Here is a 22,680-nt window from a genome sequence, read left to right on the forward strand (position 1 = left end):
TTTAAGAATATTTATTTATACTTCTGAAACCAATCCAATCCCGCTACGGTTTCACCACGTGGTTTATATTCACAGCCAACATAGCCTGTATAACCGATTTCATCTAGTTTATCGAAGATATATTGGTAGTTAATTTCACCTTCGTCTGGTTCGTGGCGTGCTGGTACGGAAGCGATTTGTACATGGGCAAATTTACCGTTTAACTTATCGGTTAAACGAGAGAGATTACCGTCAACATTTTGGGCATGGAAGTAATCCAGTTGAACAAAAACGTTATCGCGATCTACCAATTCTACGATGTCCAACGTGTCATATTGGCTTTTTAAGAAATAGTTAGGTTTAACTTCAGGACTTAACGCTTCCAAACAAATATTAATACCGTGTGGTTTGAATTTTTCAGCAGCATAACGAATGTTTTCTACAAAGGTCTGTTTGTAATCTTCACGATTTGCACCTTCGGGAACAATTGCCGCCATAATATGAACTGTTGGGCAGTTTAAAGTAATGGCATACTCAAGGGCTTGATCAATATGTTGACGAGCTTCAGCTTCGCGTCCGGGAGTCGCCGCAATGCCCCATTCGCCTTTGGTCACATCGCCTGCAGAAGTATTAAATAATACTTGGGTCAAACCATATTGATCGAGTTTGGCTTTTAATTCTTTAGCGGGGTAATCATAAGGCCATAAATATTCCACGTATTTAAATCCAGCGTTAGCAGCAACTTCAAATCGCTCTAAAAATGGTACTTCATTAAACATCATGGTTAAATTAGCTGCAAATTTAGGCATAATTATTTTCCTCTGTGTTCCAAATCTTTAATTTCGTCATCTGTGAGATAACGGATTTTTTGTCCTTTCAATATGAAGAATAATTTTGCGGTTTCTTCTAACTCTTCTGTATTATCTGCCGCATCAAGCAAGTCTGAGCCAGTGACAACAACACCATGATTAGCGAGTAAGAAGGCTTTGCCTGTTAAAGCTCTGTTACTTAATTCTTCTGCAATCTTTGGTGAACCCGGTCTATAGTAGGGAATAACTTGCATTTTTCCCACGCGCATTACGTAATATGGTGTAAATGGCTCTATAGCATTATTAGGATCCAAATTATCTAAGCAAGAAAGTGCGGTCAAATAGGTACTATGTAAATGCACAATGGCTTTGCACTCAGGATTTTTCTTGTACATAGCCAAATGAAATACTGCTTCTTTCGATGGTTTATCGCCCCCTAAAAGATTACCTTCCATATCCAATACAGATAAACGTTCTACACTTAACCGACCGAGTGAAGAACCTGTAGGGGTCACTAACACACGATTGTCATCTAAGCGAACTGATAAATTACCTGCACCGCCCACGGTGTAACCTCGCTCATAAAAAGAACGTCCGAGCTGCACCATTAATTCTTTTTGTGCTAAATCCGTCATAGGAACATTCCTTGTGCATATTCAAAAAAGTCTTCTTTGCCGAAATTGCCTGATTTAAGCGCAAGGAAAATATCTTCTTCTACCGCTTTTAACCAAGGCACACCCGGGGCAATTTGTTTACCAATATGGAACCCAGTAAAACCAAGTTCTTGCACCACAATGCTAGAAGTTTCTCCACCTGCATTAATAAAGTTTGTTACGCCATATTGTTTTAACTTCGCGGCTAATTTAGCAAACGTGTTTTCAATAGCATGGCTGGCTTGATCCACACCAAATTGATGTTGAATCGCTTTTAATGCATCTGGTGGCACTGTTGCATAGACCATAGGGGCAAATTCGCTATCGAGATTTGCTATCACCCACTGATAAAGTTGTTCTATATAATTTTCATTATGGATGGCTTGCTCAACATCGAGTTGAAAGTGCGGTGCTTTTTCACGATATTTTTCCACTTGTTTATTGGTCATTACTGAGCAAGACCCTGAAAGCACCACAGTTTTACCTTTAGTTGGCGTAAAGGCATTGGTGCCTTTTTTGCCACCACTTAAACGTGCAGCCATATAAGCTCCTAAGCCTGAACCGCCTGTCACCAATTTGAAATCCGCCACTGCTTCAGCAAGTACTTCCAACTGCGAATTATCCACGGCATCAACAACCGCATAACGGTAGCCTTGTGCTTTTAATTCCGCAAAGCGCTCTTGCACACGCGAAGCCCCTTTAATCACATCAGAATACGCCACCAAACCAGTTTTACCTTTGGCTTGTGCATCCATTAAACGCATTAAATTAGCATCAGTCATTGGCGTAATCGGATGATTTTTCATGCCTGATTCACTTAAGAGCAGATCACTTACAAATAAATAACCATTAAAAATGGTGCGACCATTCACTGGAAGTGCCGGTGTAATAACGGTGAAATCTTCATTTAATTCATCTAGTAAAGCATCCGTGACAGGACCGATATTGCCTTTCGCTGTGCTGTCAAAGGTGGAACAATATTTAAAATAAAATTGTGTACAACCATTTTCCTTTAACCATTGATAAGCCCTCAATGACTGTTCAATGGCTTGATTTACAGGGTTGGAACGTGATTTTAGACTGATCACAATGGCATCTACTTTGCTGTTTAACGATTGTGTTGGAACACCGTTCATTTGCACCGTACTTAAGCCATTTTCAACCAAAAAACTGGCGATATCGCTTGCGCCTGTAAAATCATCTGCAATAACACCTAACATCGCTACGCTCCTTTTTTCGGTAAGTTAACACCACTAAAAATTTTAATCACTGCACTATCATCTTCTTTACCATAACCCGCATTGCTTGCCTCAGTGAACATAGAATAGGCTGTGCTTGCCAAATGAAGTGGGAAATGAAGTGATTTTGCAGTGTCATTAACTAAGCCTAAATCTTTCACAAAAATATCAACCATAGAAAGCGGCGTATAGTCACCTTCTACTACGTGTTTCATCCGGTTTTCAAACATCCAAGAGTTACCAGCTGCATTGGTCACAACATCATACATAACATCAAGTGGAATACCCGCTTTTGAGGCAAGAGCCATAGCTTCCGCACCTGCTGCAATATGTACGCCGGCTAATAATTGATGGACGATTTTCACCGTTGCACCTAAACCAATTTCTTCACCAATGTTATAAACTTTTGCCGCAGTGGCATCTAAAACAGGTTGTAACAACTCAAATGCTTGTTTTGAACCCGATGCCATAACAGTCATTTCACCTTTTAATGCTTTAGCTGCACCACCAGAAACAGGTGCATCTAACATAATCAAACCTAATTCTGTTAATTTTTGTGAAATTATTTGAGCATCTTGAGCCGCCATGGTAGAAGAAACCATCACCGCTGTACCTGCTTTTAATTTTTTAGCAATACCATTTTCGCCAAATAATACTGCGTTAGCTTGGGCTGCATTAACCACTAAAATCACTACAGCATCAAGTTCGTGAGCGAAGTCATAGCCATTTGCCGCTACAGCTTTTGCACCTGCCGCTTTTAGTTTTTCAAGTGCAACTGGGTTTAAATCAATACCATAGGTCGTTAATCCTGCATTAATGCAAGATACCGCTGCGCCCATACCCATAGAACCAAGACCAATTACTGCGACTGAATAATTTTGATTTTCCATTTTTAATCTCCCAATAGCTCTTAACTAAATTTATCTGTATATTAGCCGATACAATAAATTAAATCTGAGATCTAGATCACAGAATGATAAAAAATGTTATTTTTTGTTAATTTTGGTGATAAAACGTTATGAGCTCATAATCTGATTTGAAATCAGGTATGGAGAAAAAGATGATTCCTGCTGAACGGCAAAAGACATTATTAAACTTAATTAGTAAACAAGGCGTTATTAGTATAAATAACTTAGTCAATATCTTAGGCGTATCGCATATGACCGTACGTCGTGATATACAAAAGCTCGAAGAGGATGGAAAAGTCATCTCTGTTTCGGGGGGGGTTCAATTACTTGAACGTTTATCCAGTGAACCAACACATGACGATAAATCATTACTAGCAACGACTGAAAAGACGGCTATTAGTAAAAAAGCAGTTGAGTTAATACAAGAACATTCCACTATATATCTAGATGCTGGCACGACAACACTTGAAATCGCAAAACAAATCGCTAATCGAAACGATCTACTTGTAATTACTAATGATTTTGTTATTGCCCATTATTTAATGGTCAATAGCCAATGTAATATTATGCATACTGGTGGGCTCATTAATAAATCAAATCGTTCCTCTGTGGGAGAATTTGCTGCCCAATTTCTACATCAAATTTCAGTTGACATTGCGTTCATCTCGACTTCATCTTGGAATTTAAAAGGGCTAACCACGCCTGATGAGCAAAAAATTCCTGTCAAAAAAGCTATTATCCAATTTAGTCAAAAAAATATCCTTGTTACTGATTCATCCAAATATGGCAAAGTAGCAACATTTCTACTATATCCACTTAGTTCACTAGATACGATTATCTGTGATAAAGGATTACCCGAAAATGCTCAAGCTAGAATCGCTGAAATGAATGTTGAATTATTTTTAGTATAAAATAAAGGGGCTGACGTAGATTAGCAAGTGTGCTAGTCTATAAAAATAAAGATAACTCATTGTAAATTAAAGAAATCTATACAAAATAAACTCCTTGAATTTTTTGTATTAGAAGTGACAGCCCGAGCAGCGGCTGATTTACTCGGTATCCAAGCCAATTCAGCGATTTTGTTTTACCGAAAAATTCGTGAAGTCATTAGCTATCATTTAGCCCTTGAAGCCGATGAGGTTTTTGATGGTCAAATTGAGCTTGATGAAAGCTATTTTGGCGGTCATCGTAAAGGAAAACGAGGTCGAGGCGCAGCAGGAAAAATTGCCGTATTTAGTTTGTTAAAACGACAAGGAAAAGTATTTACGGTAGTGGTAGAAAATACCAAAACAGAGACATTAATGCCTGTTATTGTGAGGAAAATCAAGCCTGACAGCTGGGTTTATACCGATACTTATCGAAGCTATGATGCCCTTGATGTGAGCAAATTTCACCACGAACGAATCAATCATTCCGAACTATTTGCGGTGAAACAAAACCACATAAATGGAATAGAAAATTTCTGGAGTCAGGCGAAGAGAATCCTCCGAAAATATAATGGAATCGACCGAAAAAACTTTCCTTTATTCTTGAAGGAATGTGAATTTCGGTTTAACTTTGGATTACCAAAAGAACAGCTTAAAATATTGAGAAAATGGCGTGGTATTTAGGGCTAATCTACGTCAGCCCCTTACATTATCTTGGCAAAGGGTATCATTGGTGGGATTGAACGTTCGGTAAAATATTTAATGCCACTGCTATTTATCTTCTTAATTGGAATGGTTATTCGCAACGTAACATTACCGGGCGCAATGGAAGGCATTACATTCTATTTAAAACCAGATTTCAGCAAAATTACGCCACAATTATTTATCTTCGTTTTAGGTCAAGTCTTCTTCGCATTAAGTCTTGGTTTTGGTGTATTAATTACCCTTTCCAGTTACCTCAATAAAGAAGAAAACTTAATCCATACTGCAGTGATTACAGGTTTCACCAACACAATTATCGCCGTACTTGCTGGCTTTATGATTTTCCCCTCACTTTTCACTTTTGGAATTGAACCAAACGCAGGGCCAACATTAGTATTCCAAAGTTTACCTATCGTATTTTCTCACTTATGGGCAGGTAAATTCTTTGCGATTATCTTCTTCGGCTTATTATTAATTGCTGCTCTAACGACTTCCATCACAATTTATGAAGTAATCATCACGGCATTGCAAGAAAAACTCAGAATGCGTCGTGGTAAAGCCATTATTTTTACGCTTGGAGGGATCTTTCTATTAGGCAATATTCCAGCAATTTTAGGGGATAATCTATGGAAAAGCGTAACCATCTTCGGCAAAAGCATTTTCGATTTCTACGATTACGCCAGTGGAAATATTCTCTTTATGCTGACCGCACTTGGCTGTGCTATTTTCGTTGGTTTTGTATTAAAAGATGAAGCCAAAAAAGAACTTTCTTCAACAAAATATTCAACTTTCATCAAAATTTGGTTTAACTACGTGAAATTTGTTGTCCCCGTGATCATCTTAGTGATTTTTATTAGCAATCTGTTCTAAAAAAGAAAAAACCGAGTAAATGCTCGGTTTTATTTTTTAAAATTTCTACAAAATATTATTAGTTTTAAGCTAATTCCTTGTCTTTCTTTTATTAGCTTTTTTAACCGCACTTTATGCTTGTTTTAGCTTGGTTATTGATATAACAACATATAATTCAATGTAGGGTGGGCGTAAGCCCACGCATTTAATTCAAACAATTATCTTTAGTCATATTTAATTTTTCATGGGCTTACGCCCACGCATTTAACTCAAATAATTATCCTTAGTCATATTTAATTTTTCATAGGCTTACGCCCACGCATTTAACCCAAATAATTATCCTTGTCATATTTATTTTTTCGTGGGCTTACGCCCACCCTACGGGCTTGGTTATTGATATGACAAAGTATAAGTTGCGAGGCCTTCTAATTCTCCACCTTCGATTTTTTTGGAATTATCCAATTTAATTAACTCGGGAGTGAAAGTAATAATATACTCATTTCGTTGTGGAAACTCTCTGGTTAATTTAATTTGGTTTTGAGTGCCTTTTTTAGGGCTGTCAGGTCCAAAACTGATGTAATCACCATTTTTTTGTTTCAGTTTTATGCCAACATTGGCAGTTTGCGCACCGTTATTTTTGTAAATCATTTCAAGTGTATCACTTCTGTTGGTACGATTATTTGCATCGGTAAATACGATCCACGGGTTAATATAAGCGTTTGAACCGCAGTTTACACGAATATCTACATCACTTGTTTTAATAGGCGTGGTAATGTCTGAACTCTTTTTCGTGCCGAAATCTCGAGTATAATCTGCCACTCCTTTAATATTACAGGTTACTGCAGTAAGGCGTATTGTTACGTTACTGCCGTTGATTGCTGTCCCAGCATCTTCGGTAACTACTGGTTTCGGTCCTGAACGACTGTATCCATTTAAAGAAAATGCCCCGAAATACGAGTTTTGTAATTTGAGATCAATATCTCCGCTTGGAAATTGAAAGCCATGTACTAAATGACTAAGATCAATCGGTGTAATTTCCATTATCGGTGTTATACGTAACTCTGCTGTAAATCCACAACCACTTCTAAATGTATTATCATAATCCTGTATATTATGCCAACCTTGAAGCTGAGAGTTTTCCCCAACCCTTGCAGGCTGACCTGATAAGCTAGATCTAACTCTAAAAGTAAAGCCTAAATAAGGGAATTCTTTTAGCTGAAAAATAGTCTGAGATGTATTACTAATCTTATTCCAAATAGAACTATCTAAATGTAATTCAGAGGAAAAACAGGAATGACTTCTTGAGCTTGATTTTCCTGGGATCCGATAAGTTTCCATTGCAATTTCGTGTTTACCTAAAGCTTGGATCAGTTTTGTCATATCAATAGGTTTTGAAGTCAAAACAGGATTATCTCGTGGAAAAAGATAACGTTCTGTTATTACTTGTTTTTTAGGATAATGTACTACAGACTGCCCACCGGGAAAACGAATACACTGTCCTGTATTGCAATCATTATGCCACTCCCCTACCTTATCCGCCTGCACCTCTTGAGGTATAGCATTGAGAATAATAAAAAGTGCGGTCAATTTTTGAAATGTTTTTACAAATTTATTCATAGAATACCTCAAAGGTCATTTCGCTGGCGACTTTGCCAGCTTTGTCTGAAGATCCAGCGGTTAAAGCATAGAATTTGGCTGTCAGGGTAATGTCAAAAGTGTCTCCATTTGCTTTTGCCCCAAGTTGATTGCCAGTGTATCCACTACCAGTGGAAGTATCTGTCGGTAAGGGTGGTTTTATTATATTAATCACTTTTCCAGCCTCACTGCCGCTTGTGGCAAAAATTTGGATACCAACACTATTTTTATTGCCCGAATCTAGCGTATTTTTTAAATAATATTGAAAGCTTAATCCACCAGTTGTAATTACTTTAAGATCAGCATAAGGCGAAACAAAATAGTATTTCAAGCGATTTGCGTTGTTCGTATTCGGTGTTTCGCCACAATTTCTTACAGAAAGAGTAAAGTCTGTTCCGCCAACAGTGGTTCCTTCTCCTGTAAACTGATGGCTTCTTACCCGCCCTAAATCGACGGTTTTACCCGCGGTTTCGGTGGTAATATTACATAGTCTGGCAGCAAGCACCTTACCTGAAAGAGTCACTTTGCCTTGATTTGCAGCATAGCCTTGTGGCAAGCCGAATAGCAAAAATAGCACGCCTGCCCATAAGCTCGTTTTTTTCATTTTAACTCCTTGCTTATTCATAAAAGGCGGCAAAAATCACTTCTGCCCGCACATCGCCTGCTTTATCATTTTTGCCATCTGTAATGGCATAAAAGCGTGCTTTTAAAGGCAATTTAAAAGCGTGCTTTTGCCCTGTTACAGCCTCTGCACCGAGAGTATTCCCATTCGTGCTTGAAACGAGTGTTTCAGTTGGAAATGGTAATGCATTGTATTTAATTTCAATAGGCTTGCCTGTTTTGGTTAATAATTGTACACCAACACCATCTTTATTTGTCCTTGTTTCAAGATTTGGTAACACACCTTTGGCTAATAAATTAGGCTTGTTTGTGGTATTCATTAACACAAATTTCAATTTATTTGTTTCATTGATTAAATCGCCGCATTCTTCCACCCAAAGATCGAAATCTTTTTCGCCTGCGGTATGCTTGGCTATGCTAAGTTCATTGGCATACACAGTGCCGAGATCAACTTGTTTATTTTCATAGCCACTATACACTTGGCAAGTACCGCCATTTTTAATCGTTACGGTAAATTTTACCCAACCATCAGATGCTGAGCCAAAAGGTGTCACAAATAACAAGCTGAATAAGCCTATCATTTGGCGGAATAAACGCTGTCTTTTCACTTTTTTCATTGGTTTATCCTCCATTTATTGACAGACTTTTTCATATTGTTGCATTTGGGTGGCATTGTCTAAATTCACGCTGTAATCAAAATGGCATTGGTTTTGCTCGCCATTTCCCCAGCTGACTTTGATTGTGCCTTTTGGCTGTTGTAAACCACCAGCAAACAGCACGCCATTTTGCACCACATAGCCGACAAATTGCCCTTGTTCGTCATAAGCTTCTGATGCCATTGGTAATAATTCGCCGTTCGTACGGGTTAAGTTAAACAGTACGAGGCGATTACGTTTGGTTTCAAAATCAATCACGTGAATACTATTGGCTCGCGGAATAATTTTTTTCTCCGTACCATCAAATTCAATATTTAACGGTAAATTTTGCGGATCGATACCAATTTCATTAATGCGATAAGGCTGGGTGTAAGGCACAATGGCATTACCGAACCAATCCAACATTTGCCCTTGTCCGCTATTCACTTCCGCACCAGCTGCACCATCTGCATGCACCACCGCAAAACTGTCACCAACAGATTCGCCAAAGGTTATTCCGTGGCGATGCGCAACCACTACACCAGATAAATTAGAACTCATTTGACGAGATCCACGATTATCTCTAGAAGCAGAAGCATCAAAGTCGAAATAAGAATTACGATAACTCATATTTGCTGACATATTGCCATATCCCTCTTGTCCTGAGTTACCATATACGCCATAACTCCATTGGCTATTTTTACCAAAACTTCCATTGATACCAATTTGGCTACTGCTATTACCTGCTGAATTACGTGCGTAATTAGACGAAAGTGAATGGTTATGACCTAACGGCACACTCATACTCAAATAAATTTGGTTATCGCGCTGCCCACTTTGTCGATCAATCGTTTGTGAAAAGCCGATTTGATAACTTAGCCATTTAAAACGATTCGCATAAGAAAGTTGATATTGATGATAACTGCCCGATTTATTCCAATAATTACGTGTTGCGCCAACTAAATATAAACTTCCCCATTTATCAAAATCTTGAATAATGGATAGTTGATACTGATTTTTAGGACGAGGCGATAACACAGAAAAAAAGTTTTTCCCAATGAAATGATTCGCATTAATCACGTCACTTAAACTATAAAAATCACGAGAAGAATAACGATAAGCTGCTAGCGTAATATTGGTGCGAGTGCGGTTAAAATTAATACTGTAATTACCATGTAAACTATAACCTTTTCGCACGCTTGGCTGAGTGTTCATTGCACCATTTTCATCCACAAGACTGTGCGGCAAAAAGGTACTACGAGTCCAAGTACTATCTACAGAAAACGCGCCAATCGGGGTATTCAATCCTAACCCTAAGGCACCTGCCAAGTAATTTTTACTATAAGTCACACCCGTATTAATAGTGATATTATTATACAAACCATATTGCAACATACTTTGTGCGACATTATCAGAATAGATTTCTTCCCCGCTGCGATAACGCCCTGCAGCGAGTTGATAGCGGAATTGTCCCATTCTAATCAAAGGGGCAACATTAGAAAACGGCACGATAAATGACCGCACTTTGCCGTCTGCCTCTTTGATTTCCACCGTGAGATCGCCGTTATAGCCACTAGAATAAAGATCATCGATCACAAAAGGCCCAGGCGTGACATTAGTTTGATAAATGATATTGCCATTTTGATAAATGCTCACTACCGCATTACTATTTGCAATACCCTGCACACGAGGCGCAAAACCAAGTTGTGATGGCGAGAGCATTCGATCATCAGAAGAAATATCAATACCACGTAATGCAAACCCTTCGACCACTTGTCCAGATGTATAAAAATCGCCTAAAGTAACCAGCCCACGAATCGGTGCAAAATCTCTCTGAACATAGGTTTCGTAAGTTTGGTATGGCGTATTGTAGCTTTGCCCTTCACTTTGGCTCCAACTTTTTGAACCAGAATGACGAAATGCCCAGTTACCTAAATTAACCCCTGTTCGCAAATTTAAAAACATTTGCGAAGATTGCGAACCTTGGTTTGCATAACGACTGTGGTTAATATTGTAATCAGCAAATGCTGCCACATCGCCTGTTTGCCAACGGCTTGGCGCAATGTAATCGCGAGGACGATTGATGGTTAAGGCTTGTGCAATCGTAAATTCTAAACGCTGTTGCCCTGTGTTAAATACCGCTTTCCCATCAGGAATTGCGTCTTGAATAAACACGCACTCTTTCTCACTTGGGGAGCGTTTGATAGCAGCTGATTCTAGATCCAACAAGGCTTCTAATTCAGGGGTAAAACAAAGCTGTGCAAAAGGCATATCTGCATTTTCATTATCACGAAAACGCAATGTCATTTCGCCTTTTTCTTTACCATTTACCCAAACGCCAGCAGGGTAGTCTCCAGGTAATACGCTGTTTTTTTGTTGAAAACGTGCAACATCAATGTTAGAACCATTACCGCCCATATTCAAAAAGCCAGCACTAAATTCCACATCTTCATCTTCTACATTCAAGCTTTCTTTTGGTGTATTTGGTACGTTTTCCGCCTTTGTATACAAGGGGAAAAAAGCCAATCCAATTAAAAAACCAATTAGACTTAAATGTGGATTAAAAGAAAATTCTCTCATAATACCTCGTTAATAATTACGTAGATTACGCTCACGATAAAATGAATATAACCAACGATAACAATTTGGAATTAAACGCATGGGCTTACGCTCACCCTACATTAGCTATCTCAGCGGTTAATTGATGGTTGATTCGCCAGCTACGTCGCCGCCATAATCGTTAATTAACGACCATTTCACTTTTTGTCCGTTATTTACACCTTTTACGTCAAATTCTCCTTGGCTAAAAGGGGCGACCATCACAGCTTCAGGGGCGGATTTACCACCAATTGTGGCTTGTGTGAAAGTTAAATAATAAGGTGTTGGGTTGTCTGCCCAAAGTTTGCCTCCTTTAGCAAGCCAAGTGACTTTTTTGTAGGCTTCTGCTGGTGGATAAGGCAAATTGCTTGGACGGTAAAAAAGTTTTAAACGGCTACGCACCGAAAACTGCAAATAATTCGGGTTGTCTTTTAAATAGGCTTTACTTGGTTTGGGTGGAATATCCAATAAGTTAAAATAATAAAGCGATTCGCGATCTTGTGGTAAAGCTTGTGTGCCAGTAAAGGTGATACGCAAGGTTTGCCCTTGATTACCCTCCACACGCGTGACAGGTGGCGTAATAATAAATGGCACCTGTGCTTGGCTGCCTTGTTTGTCTTCAATCCAGCTTTGCACCAAAGCAGGGGAAGAATCTTGATTATTCAGTTGCACATTGAGACTGCTTTGATTCCCTGGGTAAATTAAACGCGTACCAAGAATAATCACACTAGCGTGAGAGGAAAAGGTGGCAAATAAACAGGATAAAATCGCAGAAATAAAAATAGATTTTTTAGAAAAGGACAACATACATCACTCTCTTAGCATAAATAATGATACCGAAAAACCCTCCAAAAGGAGGGCAGGGAATATACGTAATATTTCGATTATTCGTATGCTAAGTCTAATTCAGCTTCGCCTTTTACTTTACCTGCTGTAGATTGACCTGTAGCATAATAACGAGCTACAAATTGAACCACGTGGTTCGCACCATTTGCAGCGGTAACCGGTTTTAATGTATTTTTACTATCTTCTTGCCCAAGACGAATAGAAGTACCATCTAGGTTAGCAAATTGGATATTAACATTCTCAGCTTTACCAGTTTTCTCCAGATTTCTTAAAGTACCATTATTATGGTAATCAATTTTATCCGTTGCATTAAATTGCACAGTGACTTTATCAGTTGTACCAGCTGCGTTAGGCATTCCATTTTTGTTGCAATTTATCAAACGGATTTGCACCAATTTATCAGCCGCGACATCACCAGATTTAACTAATTGATTTGTACCTACTTTTTTCAAAGTAACCGTTTGGCTTCTATCATCTGATTTAATTTCACAAGTATTTGCGACAACTTCGCCTATGACGGTAATTTTAGCGTGAGTTTTACTACCATCAGGATTGTTTGCTCCTGTACGTTGAGTTGGAATTACCTGTTCAACATCTATTACTGGATTACCAGTATAGGCAGCATTTGCAACACCAAATACCTCTAATGCTAATAAAGCAAAGATTGTTTTTTTCATTTTAAAAATCCTATATAAAAACTTTAGAATAAAATTCATCCTAGATTGAATGACCACATTTAAACCCTATTTTTTAGAGTAAAAACTTACCCATTATAAAAAAAAAAAAAAAAATGCAAGCTGTATAAATATTAAGGTAATTTGATAAATTTCTTTATTTTTTAGATGTTAAGCAAAAAAAAACGCTTGTAATATACACTACAAGCGTTTTTTATATTATGTCATATTAGTGTTTTATTCAGTAAAGCGTTTACTACATCACCGACACCGCTTTAATTTGAACATAAACATCTTGCCCAATAGAAAAACGCAGTTCATTTTGCGCCCATTTACTGATACTTGCCCAAATCTTATGTCCATCCACCAGCACCGCAATATCTACCCGAGAATCTTGTATCTCAATTTGTGTAACTTGACCACGTAAAATATTACGAATGCTTGTTTTTTCTGGCTTTTCCAGCGTGATAGAAACATCTGAACTATAAATACAAACTCGTACTCGCTCGCCTACATTTGCAGGCACTTGATGAATCCAAAGCGCTTGTTCGCCTAAGGAAAGTGCGGTCATTTTATAAGGTGGATTATGCAAATGAACTGGCAAGGCGAGCACACTACTCTGTTCGCTTTCCCCTTTCCAAGGGGCAAAAATAGGGCTATTCCAAATTTTTTCTACGCTGTCATAGGCTTTCACAATGCCGTTTTCCATCAGCACAACGCGATCAGCTAAACGCAACAGTTCGTCCAAGCTATGTGTAACATATAAAATCGGGATATTAATTTCTTTAGAAAGACGTTCCAAATATTGCATTAGCTCGCGTTTGCGGGGAACATCAAGGGCAGAAAGTGGTTCGTCCATCAGTAAAATATCAGGATCAGTCAGTAGCGCACGCCCTATTGCCACACGTTGTTTCTCTCCGCCAGAAAGCGTAAGCGGATAACGCTTTAATAAATGAGTAATGCCGAGAAGATCGACAATATAGTTAAAATCATCTTGCGAGACATTTTTCATGCCATAGCGCAAATTACCTTTCACAGTGTAGTGAGGAAATAAGCGTGCATCTTGGAACACATAGCCAATTTTACGCAAGTGGGTCGGCAATGATTCTTGCGTTTCCATATTCACTAAAGTGCGGTCATTTAAACGGATGAATCCTTCGTCTGGTTGTATCAAGCCACTGACAAGATTAATCAACGATGTTTTGCCTGAGCCAGACAAACCGAAAATGGCGGTTACGCCTTGATCTGGCACTTGTATATTCGCTTGCAAGGCAAGTTGCCCGAGCTGTTTTTTCACATTAATTTGCAACATTTCCTTGTCCTAATTTTTTCTGCACTCGCTTGCTCAACCACTCTGACAATAGCAAAGAAATCAATGAAAGAATGATAGCAAATAAACATAAGCGAGCGGTTTGTTCTTCTGCACCTGGTGTTTGAATAAAAGAATACATCGCAAGGGGAATCGTTTGAGTTTCGCCTGCAATGTTCGATACAAAGGTTATAGTCGCACCAAATTCTCCTAATGATCGAGCAAAACCAAGAACCAGCCCAGCTAAAACCCCTGGTAAAGAAAGTGGCAAGGTTATTGTAAAAAATACACGCCAAGCAGAAGCGCCCAATGTTTGCGCTGCTTGCTCCAATTTAATATCAATATTTTCTAAAGAAAGTCGAATCGCACGAACAACCAATGGAAAGGCAACCACTGCAGAGGAAAGCACCGCGCCCTTCCAACTAAAACCAAAAGATAAGCCAAACCACTGATATAAATACTTGCCAATAAAACCATTGCGCCCCATTGCCACAAGCAATAGATAACCGATAACCACAGGTGGCAACACTAAAGGCAAATGAATTACGCCAGTAATAAGGGATTTGCCATAGAAGTTTTTGCGTGCTAAAAGCCACGCAACAAAAATGGCTAACGGCAAACTCCAAAGCATGGAACTGACAGCGACACTCAGGCTTAAATTAATCGCTGAGATTTCCATTGGCGTCAAATTGAAAAATGAAAAAAATTGGGTAAGCAAAATAAATAGCCTCTGTTTAAATGCCTGATTGATAGGAAAAATCCCACATTTGCGAGAGATATAATAACGCTAATAACAAAGGGCAGAAATATCCGCCCTTAATAAATATTAAAATACCATCTTATTTTGCAGAGAAACCATATCCCACCAGCGCTTTCTTCGCTGCATCTGATTCTAAATATTTCAAGAAATCGCGAGAATCCGCATTATCATGACCTTTTACAATAGAAACAGGATAAACAACGGGTTTATGACTATCCGCTGGAAAAACCGCAACCGTTTTAACTTGTTGGCTCACTTTTGAGTCAGTACTGTACACAATACCGTAAGGTGCTTCTGCACGTTCAACTAAAGCCAATGCACCACGCACATCTTTTCCACGCGCTAAACGATCTTGCACTTTATCCCATAAATTTAATTTGGTTAATGCTTCTTCTGCGTATTGCCCCGCTGGTACGTGCGCAGGATCTCCAACAGATAAATAGCTATCTTTTAGTGCGTTAATCCATTCGCCTTTTGCAATATCCACAGAATTTACCGCACTTTTTGCTGGTGCAATTAAAACTAAATCATTACCCACTAAAACTTTTTCGGTTTCTTTCACGGTTAAATCTTTTTCAGAAAGATATTTCATCCATTTATTGCTTGCAGATACAAAAATATCCGCTGGTGCGCCTTCTTCAATTTGTTTTGCTAAAGTTGAAGAAGACGCGAAAGAAAACACTACTTCATTTTTCGGATTTTGTTTTGCGTAATCTTTTGCAACTTGTTGTAAAGCATCTGTCATTGAAGCCGCTGCAAATACAGTCACTTTAGCAGATGCCGCAAAAGAAAATCCTAATCCTACGATTAAAAGTGCGGTTGAAATTTTAGTTAATTTTTTCATAAATCATCTCCTATGATTGAACGTTATATACTTAATTATATATTGAAATAAATAACAATCATATAGCAAAAGAAAAATTATTTAGTAAAATATATAACGCTTAGGCTTACCACTTAGGATTACTTAGGAACAGCAAAATGAAAAACACCGAAATTTTACTCACAATTAAACTTCAACAAGTACTTTTTATCGATCCAAAACGAGTTCGTTTACTCAAAGAAATTCAACAATGCGGTTCGATTAATCAAGCTGCGAAAAATGCAAAAGTGAGCTATAAAAGTGCGTGGGATCATTTAGAAGCCATGAATAAAATCAGCCCTCGCCCATTGCTGGAACGAAATACAGGTGGAAAAAATGGCGGAGGCACGGCACTTACCACTTATGCAGAGCGTTTGCTACAGCTTTATGATTTATTAGAACGTACGCAAGAACATGCGTTTCATATCCTACAAGATGAATCCGTGCCGTTAGATAGTTTACTCACGGCAACTGCACGTTTTTCTTTACAAAGTAGCGCACGCAATCAATTTTTTGGGCGAGTGGTACAACAACGAATCATTGACTCTCGTTGTGTCGTGGATGTGAATGTGCAAGGATTACCAACACCGTTGCAAGTTTCTATTACCACAAAAAGCTCGGCGCGTTTGAAACTGATTACAGAAAAAGAAGTGATGCTGATGTTCAAAGCTCCTTGGGTGAAAATTAGTGAACAACCATTAGCAAATCAACCTAACCAGTTCCCCGTAAATATCAAATCACTAAATGAAGAAGAAGCCATCCTTCAATTTGCTGAAAGCGATATTGAATTTTGTGCCACAGTCCACCAGCCAAATCAATGGCAAATCGGACAACAGGTTTGGATTCACATTGATCAAGAGCAAATTATATTAGCGACGCTGGGGTAATTTCAATGTATAGTTAATACTCAAATTTTAAATACCATATTTAATTTCATCGGATTTCCTATTTACGTAAAAAAGTTTGATAAAGGTTTTTCAATAACGAGGTTGGCAATAAACGAGAACCAAAACGCAATGCAAAAGTAAATAATCCAGATAACAATCCTTGAATACCCAAACGATATTTTAATTTGAACAAACGCCATTCTGCTTTGGCTTGATTGACGCCACGACGGCGGCTTACCATGCCATTTCCGACTCGTGCATAAACTAAAATATCAGGCAAATTCGCCACATATAAACCTTGTGCAACAAGTTTTATCCACAAATAATAATCTTCTTGAAGATCTTCATATCCACCACAATTAATGACCGCACTTTTTTGATATGCCACCGTCATATGATTAAACGGACAACGTTTTTGCGTAAATTTGATAATTTCTTGAGCAGACGTTGGCACATTACGATATGCCACAATATCATTTACATTTTCACCAAATTCAGCAATTTGTCCGCCAAAAATGATGGTTTCAGGATGCTGTTCAATAAACGCCACTTGCTTTTCAAAACGATCAGGCACGCAAATATCATCGGTATCCATACGGAACACCCAGTCATAAGCACAATGCAATAAACCCTCGTTTAAGGCTTTGCCTAAGCCTCGATTTTGCGGCAATTTAACTAATTTTAATGGCAGTTTTGTTTCAAATTCTGCCACAACAAATTCTAATTCTGGCGTTACTGCACCATCAAAAACCAATATAATTTCATCAGCTTGACGAGTTTGTGCCACAAGACTTTCAAAACACGCCCGCAAAAATTGAGGATTTTCCTTAATATATAAGGACATTAGGACTGAAAATTTCATTTTATTTTACTTTCCTACATAAACCGTTTTAAATTAATGGCTAATTTTGGCGAAATTAAAATAACCAAAGTAATAATCAATTGCTTAATACTTTTTGTTTTCTTAAAAATATCAAAGTAATATTTTGCCGCTTTACGCGATAAATTCATGATATGGGGATAAGCCAAAATATAGCTCGCGTTAATATCAAAATTACGAGCTTGCTCTACCGTTTTCACATAATGCTCGCGAATATAATCAATGGCTTTTTGCGTATTGGTAGTATCCGTAGAAACACTTGAACGTTTAGTATGGAAAGTACAATAAGTCAGTGGTTCATTAATTTTATAAGGGGTAAAACTCGGCTCTTGTAGTAGTTTTAATAAGAAATCATAGTCTTCCAAAGAACGAAGTGCGGTGGATAATCCGCCTATTTTTAAAAACATCTCTTTTTTAATTGCAACCATTGGCATGCCACCAATCTTATTGGCTAACAAAATACGTTCTGTCGAGATTTCTTGGGGTTCAATCGGTTGAGTCACATAACTAAACCCTTCATTGACCATTTCACACTTAGCTGGATGATAAATAAAATTAATATTCGGATTTTGCTCAATCACTTTTAGTACTTTTTCACATTTTTCTGGCATAAACCGATCATCATCATCAAGAAAAAGCAACCAATCTCCCTTTGATGCTCTCGCACCAATATTACGACTTTCTGCCGCACCTTGATTGGTTTCGTTACAGATGACCTTTACCAAAAATGGATAAGATTGTGTCACTTCAACGGGGTCTTTCGAGCAATCATCCACAATAATTACTTCAAAATTACTCGATGTTTGTTGATTTAAACTTTCTAATAAAGCAGGCACTTCTGCTTTTCGATTATAAGAAGGCACAATAATGCTTAACATAATTCCTTCCTTTAATTAGCCAAATTTTTCTTAATCGCAAAGATTTTTTTCAATGGATATTTCATTAATTTTTTAAATAAATTATTTGATAAAGATCCACGAACACTTTCTAAATTGCTTATCAATACAGGATTTTCAATAACCATAAGAGGGCGAAGCACTTTATTTCTTATATTAAAATCCTGTTCAAAGAGTAAAAAATCATCCGCTAACCAAAATGGTTTGTTTTGAGAAATTTGCTGGATAAATCTTCTTGCCGCTGATTTTTTTATAAGATAGCCCACCGTTCCTGCAAAATAACTTTTATAAGGGAAAGCGTAATTTACATCGCCTGTTTTTTTGCATAAAAAAGAAAAGGTTGTCGGATAATTAATTTCTAAATCAAAATCATTGAAATCATTAATTTTTGACTGCCCAACCAATACAATTTCAGACTCAAGTTTTTCTGATAAAAGTGCGGTTAAATTTTGCTGAAAATTTGGGTGGAATAAAGCGTCGTCTTCACAGACTAGTGCATAACTATCTTCAGCGATGTCGTTGTCTTCAACAATTTTTTGATATACCGAAAGATGGCTTAATGTACAGCCGATTTCGCCCTTAGTGACATTACGTCCATAATGCGCTTTAAATTGTTCAATATTAAAAATAGTGGCTAATTCATTACAATCTTTTTGCATGGTATTAATGGCAGAAAAAATTTGGAAATCCTCAGTATTTTTTTGAGAAAAGAATAATTCCCGACGCTGAATATCTTTATCTAAAGAGATCAAATATTTTTTTAACATAAAATTATTCCTTATAAAATCCCTTTCCATTCTTCAATAATTTTCTCAATGCCATAATCTTCACTTATTACACGAGATTTTTTTGACATTTGCTGATAAAGTTCAGGATTATTTATTAATAAATCTAAAGCATTAACCATTTCTTCAATATTATTTTTTTCACAAAGAAAACCATTTTTTTTATTTTCAACTAATTGCTTTACGCCCGATGAACAATAAAAAGCAACAATGGGCAAACCAAATGCCATTGCCTCAATAAGCACTAAAGGCAAGCCTTCTGTTTGTGAAGGTAAACAATAAATTGAACTGCTTTCATAATAAAAAGCGACATCATTGGTACGAGGAATAAAATTAACTGAATCTTCAATATCCAATTCTTTAGCAAGATTTTTTAAATTCTCTTCTTCCTCTCCAGAACCCACTATTTTTAAATTCCAATCTGGATATTTTTTTGCCAAAACTTGCCAAACTTTTAATAAATAATCAAAACCTTTATAAGAAAATAAATGACCTACAGATAAAATAGTTTTATTTTCCCATTTTGCTAATTTATTCTTTGGCAAAAGCGTATTTGGATTAGCAATACTGATTATATTGTTCGTTTTAAATTTTTCTTGCCACTGCGTTTTTTCTGCTTCTGTCAATGTAACTATTTTATCGCAAGTTGTTACAGCTAAATATTTACCGAGTGTGCGAACAAGACGATTGCCAGTAAAGTTAAAAGAATAATGCTCCCATAAAATATGCTTTATATGTAAATTGACCAACGCCAAAGCAGAAAAAAGCATAATTGCACCATCAACCACAATTAAGGTATCTAGCTGCAATTCTTTAACCAATTCTCTTAATTTTTTTGTGATAGAAAAATAGTCTTTTTTCAATGAATAGGGCAATTTATTCATTGCGTAAATATTAATTTTTTCATCGACTTGGAAAAAAGGCTTATTACCGCCAATGCTAATAAAAGAAACATCATATCCCTGTTTAACAAGAGCATTAGCAACATTAATGGAAACGCGCTCCGTTCCCCCCGCACTTTCGATATTCATAATAAAGAAACCAATTTTTTTCATCTTAAATTTCCTTATAAATCGTTAATCCAAGCTTAGGGAATGAATCGTAACAGAATTGCCATCTTGGAATACTGGTTCTAATAAAACGAATTTCTACATTAGGATGACTTAATAAATTAAATGCAACAGAACTGAAGAACGTATAAATAATTACTTTTTTATTTGATAAATGTTTAAATACGTAATCTTCAAAAATTAATTCAGATTCAACATAATTTACCCCATCCACTCGATAATCTTCTGCAGGATGGGGGAAATAATAATCAAAAGGAATTTGTTCTTTTAATTTTTTAATTAATGATATGTTTTCCTCTTTTGTATTTAATAATGGTTGTCCGATAAAAAATGAGACCTCGCCATCTATATCACTATTTACTTTATTATTCCATAAGGAAATTGCTTCAATATTAGAAACAATATTTTTGTAATTAGGATAAACCGTATAATGTTTTTTTATTTTATTAAATAACTTATTTACACTATATTTATCACCAATAAAGGCTTTAATCAGTTTATATTTAAACGTGTCAGGCTCTCTCAATAAATTGGGGTGTGGGAAAATATTATCCGAGCCATCATCAAAGGTATAAAGCTCTTTAAATGAAATATGACTAAGATAAGTTTGTAGCCATAATGAATTAAGATTGGCAAGAAAAACCTTATCAAAACCTTTGTGCGTAATTTTATTCTTAAGCTGGCGTATTAACTTGAGAGAATCGAAACCTTTTAGATCTTTTCCCGTATCAATGTTCACCGAATCACTACAAACTTCCGCTAATTTACTCGCGTACAAGGTTCTTTTTTTATCCCATACACCACCAAACATGACGCCAAAAAATTGCTCGTTAGGATGTAATTCAATGATTTTTCTCGCAATTAATACTTGCAATGGTGTGCAACAAAGAATGAGATTCATAGGGTTTTACTCACTTTAGATGTCATAAAATAAAGAATAGGAATAATGGAAAGCGAACCAATAATTCCAGCATAAGGGATATATTTAATTTCTGTAAAAGTTAAAGCCACAAGGCTCGCTACATAAATAATTGTAGATAAAACCGAACATTGGGAAATAAGTTTATTTTTTCCATAATAGAAAAGATAATTAACTAAAATCAAATAAGGAATACTTAATGTGGTCGAAATTAAAAATAAAATAAAATAATATTTCGTTCCCACAAATTGACTACCTAAAATCCAAACTAGCACATCTTCAGGAATAATCCACATTATTAAGGCAGGAATAGGTATCAGCAAAAAGGAAAATAGCGCCCATTTATGTAATTGTTGAATTACTAATTTTTTTTGTTTCAACGCTTCATAAAAATAAGGAATGATCGCTTTATTAAGTGCTTGAATAGCAATAGAGACAACTAAAGCAAGTTGAGCCCCCATGGCATAAAGCCCTAAATCTGTTTCACTGAATTTGTGATAAATAAAAATACGGTCTAACTGCCCTTTTAAGAAAAAACTTGCATAATGTAAAACAAGCGGTAATCCAAATCCTAAAATATAAAATAATGCGGATTGATAATGTTTAAATTGATATTTTTTAGATGTTGCATTCTTTCTGTAAAAAAAATAAGAAAAAAACCAAACAACTAAATTGCTTAATAAAATTGCCAAAATTCTTTTTTCAATAAGATCATTTTGATAATACTCGAGCAATGCGATGGTAAATACCGCACCAGTAACAGTGAGTGAAAATTGAATAAAAGTATAAGACCAAGCCTTTTTCTGGCATTGTCTCACGCTTAACTGAACATTTAAGAAAGACTGAAAAATTGAGGAAAGTGCGGTATAAAATAATATTTCAGACTGAGCAATCCAACAACCCATTAAAATAATACTGCCAATTATCGTGGTATAAGCATAGCCTGTATTCACCACTAAATTTAATGAACGTTTTCCGTAAAAATAAAAATAACGGGAAATTGCGCCTTCTTGAGTTAAAGAAACCACAATCAAAAATAAACTTAAAAAAGTTTGATAATAAGAAAGTGAGCCATAACCCTCTACGCCTAATTTACGCGATAAATAAGGCAAAAGTAAAAAAGGAACTAACTTTGACGATAATTCCCCAACAAGGTAAATGACACTGTCTTTAAAAACTTTCATAAATATCACCGCACTTTTGATGAATTTAGGCGTTTGTTTATCAAAAATAAGGGAT

22 protein-coding genes and 1 pseudogene are annotated in these 22,680 nt (G+C 36.7%); 4 read left to right on the forward strand and 19 right to left on the reverse strand.

Translation table 11 applies throughout. The annotated features are described in order from the left end of the window. Positions 1-11: 11 nt before the first annotated feature. Genes otnI through ltnD form a run of 4 tightly spaced genes read right to left on the reverse strand, consistent with a single transcriptional unit; the run spans position 12 to position 3,569 of the window. A complete protein-coding gene (otnI, locus tag ACPT8Q_RS07075; RefSeq protein WP_050949270.1) occupies positions 12-788 on the reverse strand; it encodes a 2-oxo-tetronate isomerase in 777 nt (258 codons plus the stop codon). Positions 789-790: 2 nt separating this feature from the next. Next, entirely contained in the window at positions 791-1,423 is a 633-nt protein-coding gene (locus ACPT8Q_RS07080) for an aldolase (protein ID WP_050949271.1), read from the reverse strand. Continuing rightward, positions 1,420-2,661: a 3-oxo-tetronate kinase gene (otnK, locus tag ACPT8Q_RS07085; RefSeq protein ID WP_050949272.1), complete on the reverse strand. Its 1,242-nt coding sequence runs from the start codon at positions 2,659-2,661 to the stop codon at positions 1,420-1,422. Before otnK ends, ACPT8Q_RS07080 begins: the two co-directional genes overlap by 4 nt. 2 nt (positions 2,662-2,663) lie before the next feature. Beyond that, positions 2,664-3,569, reverse strand: a complete 906-nt coding sequence (gene ltnD, locus ACPT8Q_RS07090) for an L-threonate dehydrogenase (RefSeq protein WP_015702001.1) — start codon at positions 3,567-3,569, stop codon at positions 2,664-2,666. Positions 3,570-3,739: 170 nt separating this feature from the next. On the opposite strand from ltnD, the gene ACPT8Q_RS07095 reads away from it, so the two are divergent. The 3 genes and pseudogenes from ACPT8Q_RS07095 to ACPT8Q_RS07105 form a co-directional block, all read left to right on the forward strand. Next, the gene (locus tag ACPT8Q_RS07095; RefSeq protein WP_041175318.1) at positions 3,740-4,498 is read left to right on the forward strand and encodes a DeoR/GlpR family DNA-binding transcription regulator; all 759 of its coding nucleotides are present in this window, start codon (positions 3,740-3,742) and stop codon (positions 4,496-4,498) included. Between the two features lie 45 nt (positions 4,499-4,543). Continuing rightward, positions 4,544-5,197, forward strand: a complete 654-nt coding sequence (locus ACPT8Q_RS07100) for an IS1595 family transposase (protein WP_050949273.1) — start codon at positions 4,544-4,546, stop codon at positions 5,195-5,197. A 21-nt stretch (positions 5,198-5,218) separates the two neighbouring features. After that, positions 5,219-6,085: pseudogene (locus ACPT8Q_RS07105) on the forward strand (sodium-dependent transporter); the annotation flags it as partial. A 369-nt stretch (positions 6,086-6,454) separates the two neighbouring features. Here ACPT8Q_RS07105 and ACPT8Q_RS07110 read toward each other — a convergent pair. From ACPT8Q_RS07110 to modA, 9 genes are all read right to left on the reverse strand, one after another. Then, positions 6,455-7,681 carry a fimbrial protein gene (locus tag ACPT8Q_RS07110; protein WP_050948440.1) on the reverse strand — a complete coding sequence of 409 codons (1,227 nt, stop codon included), beginning with the start codon at positions 7,679-7,681 and terminating at the stop codon, positions 6,455-6,457. After that, complete coding sequence (locus tag ACPT8Q_RS07115; RefSeq protein ID WP_230304877.1) at positions 7,674-8,303, reverse strand: fimbrial protein; 630 nt, start codon at positions 8,301-8,303, stop codon at positions 7,674-7,676. Before ACPT8Q_RS07115 ends, ACPT8Q_RS07110 begins: the two co-directional genes overlap by 8 nt. A gap of 13 nt (positions 8,304-8,316) precedes the next feature. Then, complete coding sequence (locus ACPT8Q_RS07120; RefSeq protein WP_230304876.1) at positions 8,317-8,937, reverse strand: fimbrial protein; 621 nt, start codon at positions 8,935-8,937, stop codon at positions 8,317-8,319. A 15-nt stretch (positions 8,938-8,952) separates the two neighbouring features. Beyond that, positions 8,953-11,535 carry a fimbria/pilus outer membrane usher protein gene (locus ACPT8Q_RS07125; protein WP_050948443.1) on the reverse strand — a complete coding sequence of 861 codons (2,583 nt, stop codon included), beginning with the start codon at positions 11,533-11,535 and terminating at the stop codon, positions 8,953-8,955. 117 nt (positions 11,536-11,652) lie between these two features. Further along, positions 11,653-12,360 (reverse strand): fimbria/pilus periplasmic chaperone, encoded by a 708-nt coding sequence (locus ACPT8Q_RS07130; RefSeq protein WP_050948444.1) that lies wholly within the window; start codon positions 12,358-12,360, stop codon positions 11,653-11,655. Between the two features lie 77 nt (positions 12,361-12,437). Next, a complete protein-coding gene (locus tag ACPT8Q_RS07135; RefSeq protein WP_230304875.1) occupies positions 12,438-13,076 on the reverse strand; it encodes a fimbrial protein in 639 nt (212 codons plus the stop codon). A 253-nt stretch (positions 13,077-13,329) separates the two neighbouring features. Continuing rightward, on the reverse strand, positions 13,330-14,385 hold the full coding sequence (modC, locus tag ACPT8Q_RS07140; protein ID WP_050948446.1) for a molybdenum ABC transporter ATP-binding protein ModC: 1,056 nt from the start codon (positions 14,383-14,385) through the stop codon (positions 13,330-13,332). Then, positions 14,372-15,100: a molybdate ABC transporter permease subunit gene (gene modB, locus ACPT8Q_RS07145; RefSeq protein WP_050948447.1), complete on the reverse strand. Its 729-nt coding sequence runs from the start codon at positions 15,098-15,100 to the stop codon at positions 14,372-14,374. Before modB ends, modC begins: the two co-directional genes overlap by 14 nt. A gap of 121 nt (positions 15,101-15,221) precedes the next feature. Continuing rightward, positions 15,222-15,986 carry a molybdate ABC transporter substrate-binding protein gene (gene modA / locus ACPT8Q_RS07150; RefSeq protein ID WP_050948448.1) on the reverse strand — a complete coding sequence of 255 codons (765 nt, stop codon included), beginning with the start codon at positions 15,984-15,986 and terminating at the stop codon, positions 15,222-15,224. A 137-nt stretch (positions 15,987-16,123) separates the two neighbouring features. On the opposite strand from modA, the gene ACPT8Q_RS07155 reads away from it, so the two are divergent. Further along, positions 16,124-16,891: a TOBE domain-containing protein gene (locus tag ACPT8Q_RS07155; protein WP_050948449.1), complete on the forward strand. Its 768-nt coding sequence runs from the start codon at positions 16,124-16,126 to the stop codon at positions 16,889-16,891. Between the two features lie 58 nt (positions 16,892-16,949). Here the strand turns inward: ACPT8Q_RS07155 and lsgF are convergent, their stop codons facing one another. Genes lsgF through lsgA form a run of 6 tightly spaced genes read right to left on the reverse strand, consistent with a single transcriptional unit; the run spans position 16,950 to position 22,625 of the window. Continuing rightward, entirely contained in the window at positions 16,950-17,753 is an 804-nt protein-coding gene (lsgF, locus tag ACPT8Q_RS07160) for a lipooligosaccharide biosynthesis galactosyltransferase LsgF (RefSeq protein WP_050948450.1), read from the reverse strand. Positions 17,754-17,767: 14 nt separating this feature from the next. After that, on the reverse strand, positions 17,768-18,649 hold the full coding sequence (lsgE, locus tag ACPT8Q_RS07165; RefSeq protein WP_050948451.1) for a lipooligosaccharide biosynthesis N-acetyl-glucosamine transferase LsgE: 882 nt from the start codon (positions 18,647-18,649) through the stop codon (positions 17,768-17,770). Positions 18,650-18,660: 11 nt separating this feature from the next. Beyond that, positions 18,661-19,434: a lipooligosaccharide biosynthesis galactosyltransferase LsgD gene (gene lsgD / locus ACPT8Q_RS07170; protein ID WP_050948452.1), complete on the reverse strand. Its 774-nt coding sequence runs from the start codon at positions 19,432-19,434 to the stop codon at positions 18,661-18,663. An 11-nt stretch (positions 19,435-19,445) separates the two neighbouring features. After that, positions 19,446-20,507, reverse strand: coding sequence for a lipooligosaccharide biosynthesis family 4 glycosyltransferase LsgC (lsgC, locus tag ACPT8Q_RS07175; protein ID WP_050948453.1), 1,062 nt, complete (start codon positions 20,505-20,507; stop codon positions 19,446-19,448). A gap of 1 nt (position 20,508) precedes the next feature. Continuing rightward, positions 20,509-21,423, reverse strand: a complete 915-nt coding sequence (gene lsgB, locus ACPT8Q_RS07180) for a lipooligosaccharide biosynthesis sialyltransferase LsgB (RefSeq protein WP_050948454.1) — start codon at positions 21,421-21,423, stop codon at positions 20,509-20,511. Continuing rightward, positions 21,420-22,625: a lipooligosaccharide flippase LsgA gene (lsgA, locus tag ACPT8Q_RS07185; RefSeq protein WP_050948455.1), complete on the reverse strand. Its 1,206-nt coding sequence runs from the start codon at positions 22,623-22,625 to the stop codon at positions 21,420-21,422. The genes lsgB and lsgA overlap by 4 nt, the downstream gene beginning before the upstream one ends. Between the last annotated feature and the right edge of the window lie 55 nt (positions 22,626-22,680).

This window comes from Haemophilus sp. HN_Hi10, assembly GCF_049821985.1.
Taxonomy (GTDB): Bacteria; Pseudomonadota; Gammaproteobacteria; order Enterobacterales; family Pasteurellaceae; genus Haemophilus; species Haemophilus influenzae_D.

Bases quoted from the DNA above. Each gene is read 5' to 3' on its own strand.
- otnI (WP_050949270.1), bottom strand. From the start codon at position 788: ATGCCTAAATTTGCAGCTAATTTAACCATGATGTTTAATGAAGTACCA.
- ACPT8Q_RS07080 (WP_050949271.1), bottom strand. From the start codon at position 1,423: ATGACGGATTTAGCACAAAAAGAATTAATGGTGCAGCTCGGACGTTCT.
- otnK (WP_050949272.1), bottom strand. From the start codon at position 2,661: ATGTTAGGTGTTATTGCAGATGATTTTACAGGCGCAAGCGATATCGCC.
- ltnD (WP_015702001.1), bottom strand. From the start codon at position 3,569: ATGGAAAATCAAAATTATTCAGTCGCAGTAATTGGTCTTGGTTCTATG.
- ACPT8Q_RS07095 (WP_041175318.1), top strand. From the start codon at position 3,740: ATGATTCCTGCTGAACGGCAAAAGACATTATTAAACTTAATTAGTAAA.
- ACPT8Q_RS07110 (WP_050948440.1), bottom strand. From the start codon at position 7,681: ATGAATAAATTTGTAAAAACATTTCAAAAATTGACCGCACTTTTTATT.
- ACPT8Q_RS07115 (WP_230304877.1), bottom strand. From the start codon at position 8,303: ATGAAAAAAACGAGCTTATGGGCAGGCGTGCTATTTTTGCTATTCGGC.
- ACPT8Q_RS07120 (WP_230304876.1), bottom strand. From the start codon at position 8,937: ATGAAAAAAGTGAAAAGACAGCGTTTATTCCGCCAAATGATAGGCTTA.
- ACPT8Q_RS07125 (WP_050948443.1), bottom strand. From the start codon at position 11,535: ATGAGAGAATTTTCTTTTAATCCACATTTAAGTCTAATTGGTTTTTTA.
- ACPT8Q_RS07130 (WP_050948444.1), bottom strand. From the start codon at position 12,360: ATGTTGTCCTTTTCTAAAAAATCTATTTTTATTTCTGCGATTTTATCC.
- ACPT8Q_RS07135 (WP_230304875.1), bottom strand. From the start codon at position 13,076: ATGAAAAAAACAATCTTTGCTTTATTAGCATTAGAGGTATTTGGTGTT.
- modC (WP_050948446.1), bottom strand. From the start codon at position 14,385: ATGTTGCAAATTAATGTGAAAAAACAGCTCGGGCAACTTGCCTTGCAA.
- modA (WP_050948448.1), bottom strand. From the start codon at position 15,986: ATGAAAAAATTAACTAAAATTTCAACCGCACTTTTAATCGTAGGATTA.
- ACPT8Q_RS07155 (WP_050948449.1), top strand. From the start codon at position 16,124: ATGAAAAACACCGAAATTTTACTCACAATTAAACTTCAACAAGTACTT.
- lsgF (WP_050948450.1), bottom strand. From the start codon at position 17,753: ATGAAATTTTCAGTCCTAATGTCCTTATATATTAAGGAAAATCCTCAA.
- lsgE (WP_050948451.1), bottom strand. From the start codon at position 18,649: ATGTTAAGCATTATTGTGCCTTCTTATAATCGAAAAGCAGAAGTGCCT.
- lsgD (WP_050948452.1), bottom strand. From the start codon at position 19,434: ATGTTAAAAAAATATTTGATCTCTTTAGATAAAGATATTCAGCGTCGG.
- lsgC (WP_050948453.1), bottom strand. From the start codon at position 20,507: ATGAAAAAAATTGGTTTCTTTATTATGAATATCGAAAGTGCGGGGGGA.
- lsgB (WP_050948454.1), bottom strand. From the start codon at position 21,423: ATGAATCTCATTCTTTGTTGCACACCATTGCAAGTATTAATTGCGAGA.
- lsgA (WP_050948455.1), bottom strand. From the start codon at position 22,625: ATGAAAGTTTTTAAAGACAGTGTCATTTACCTTGTTGGGGAATTATCG.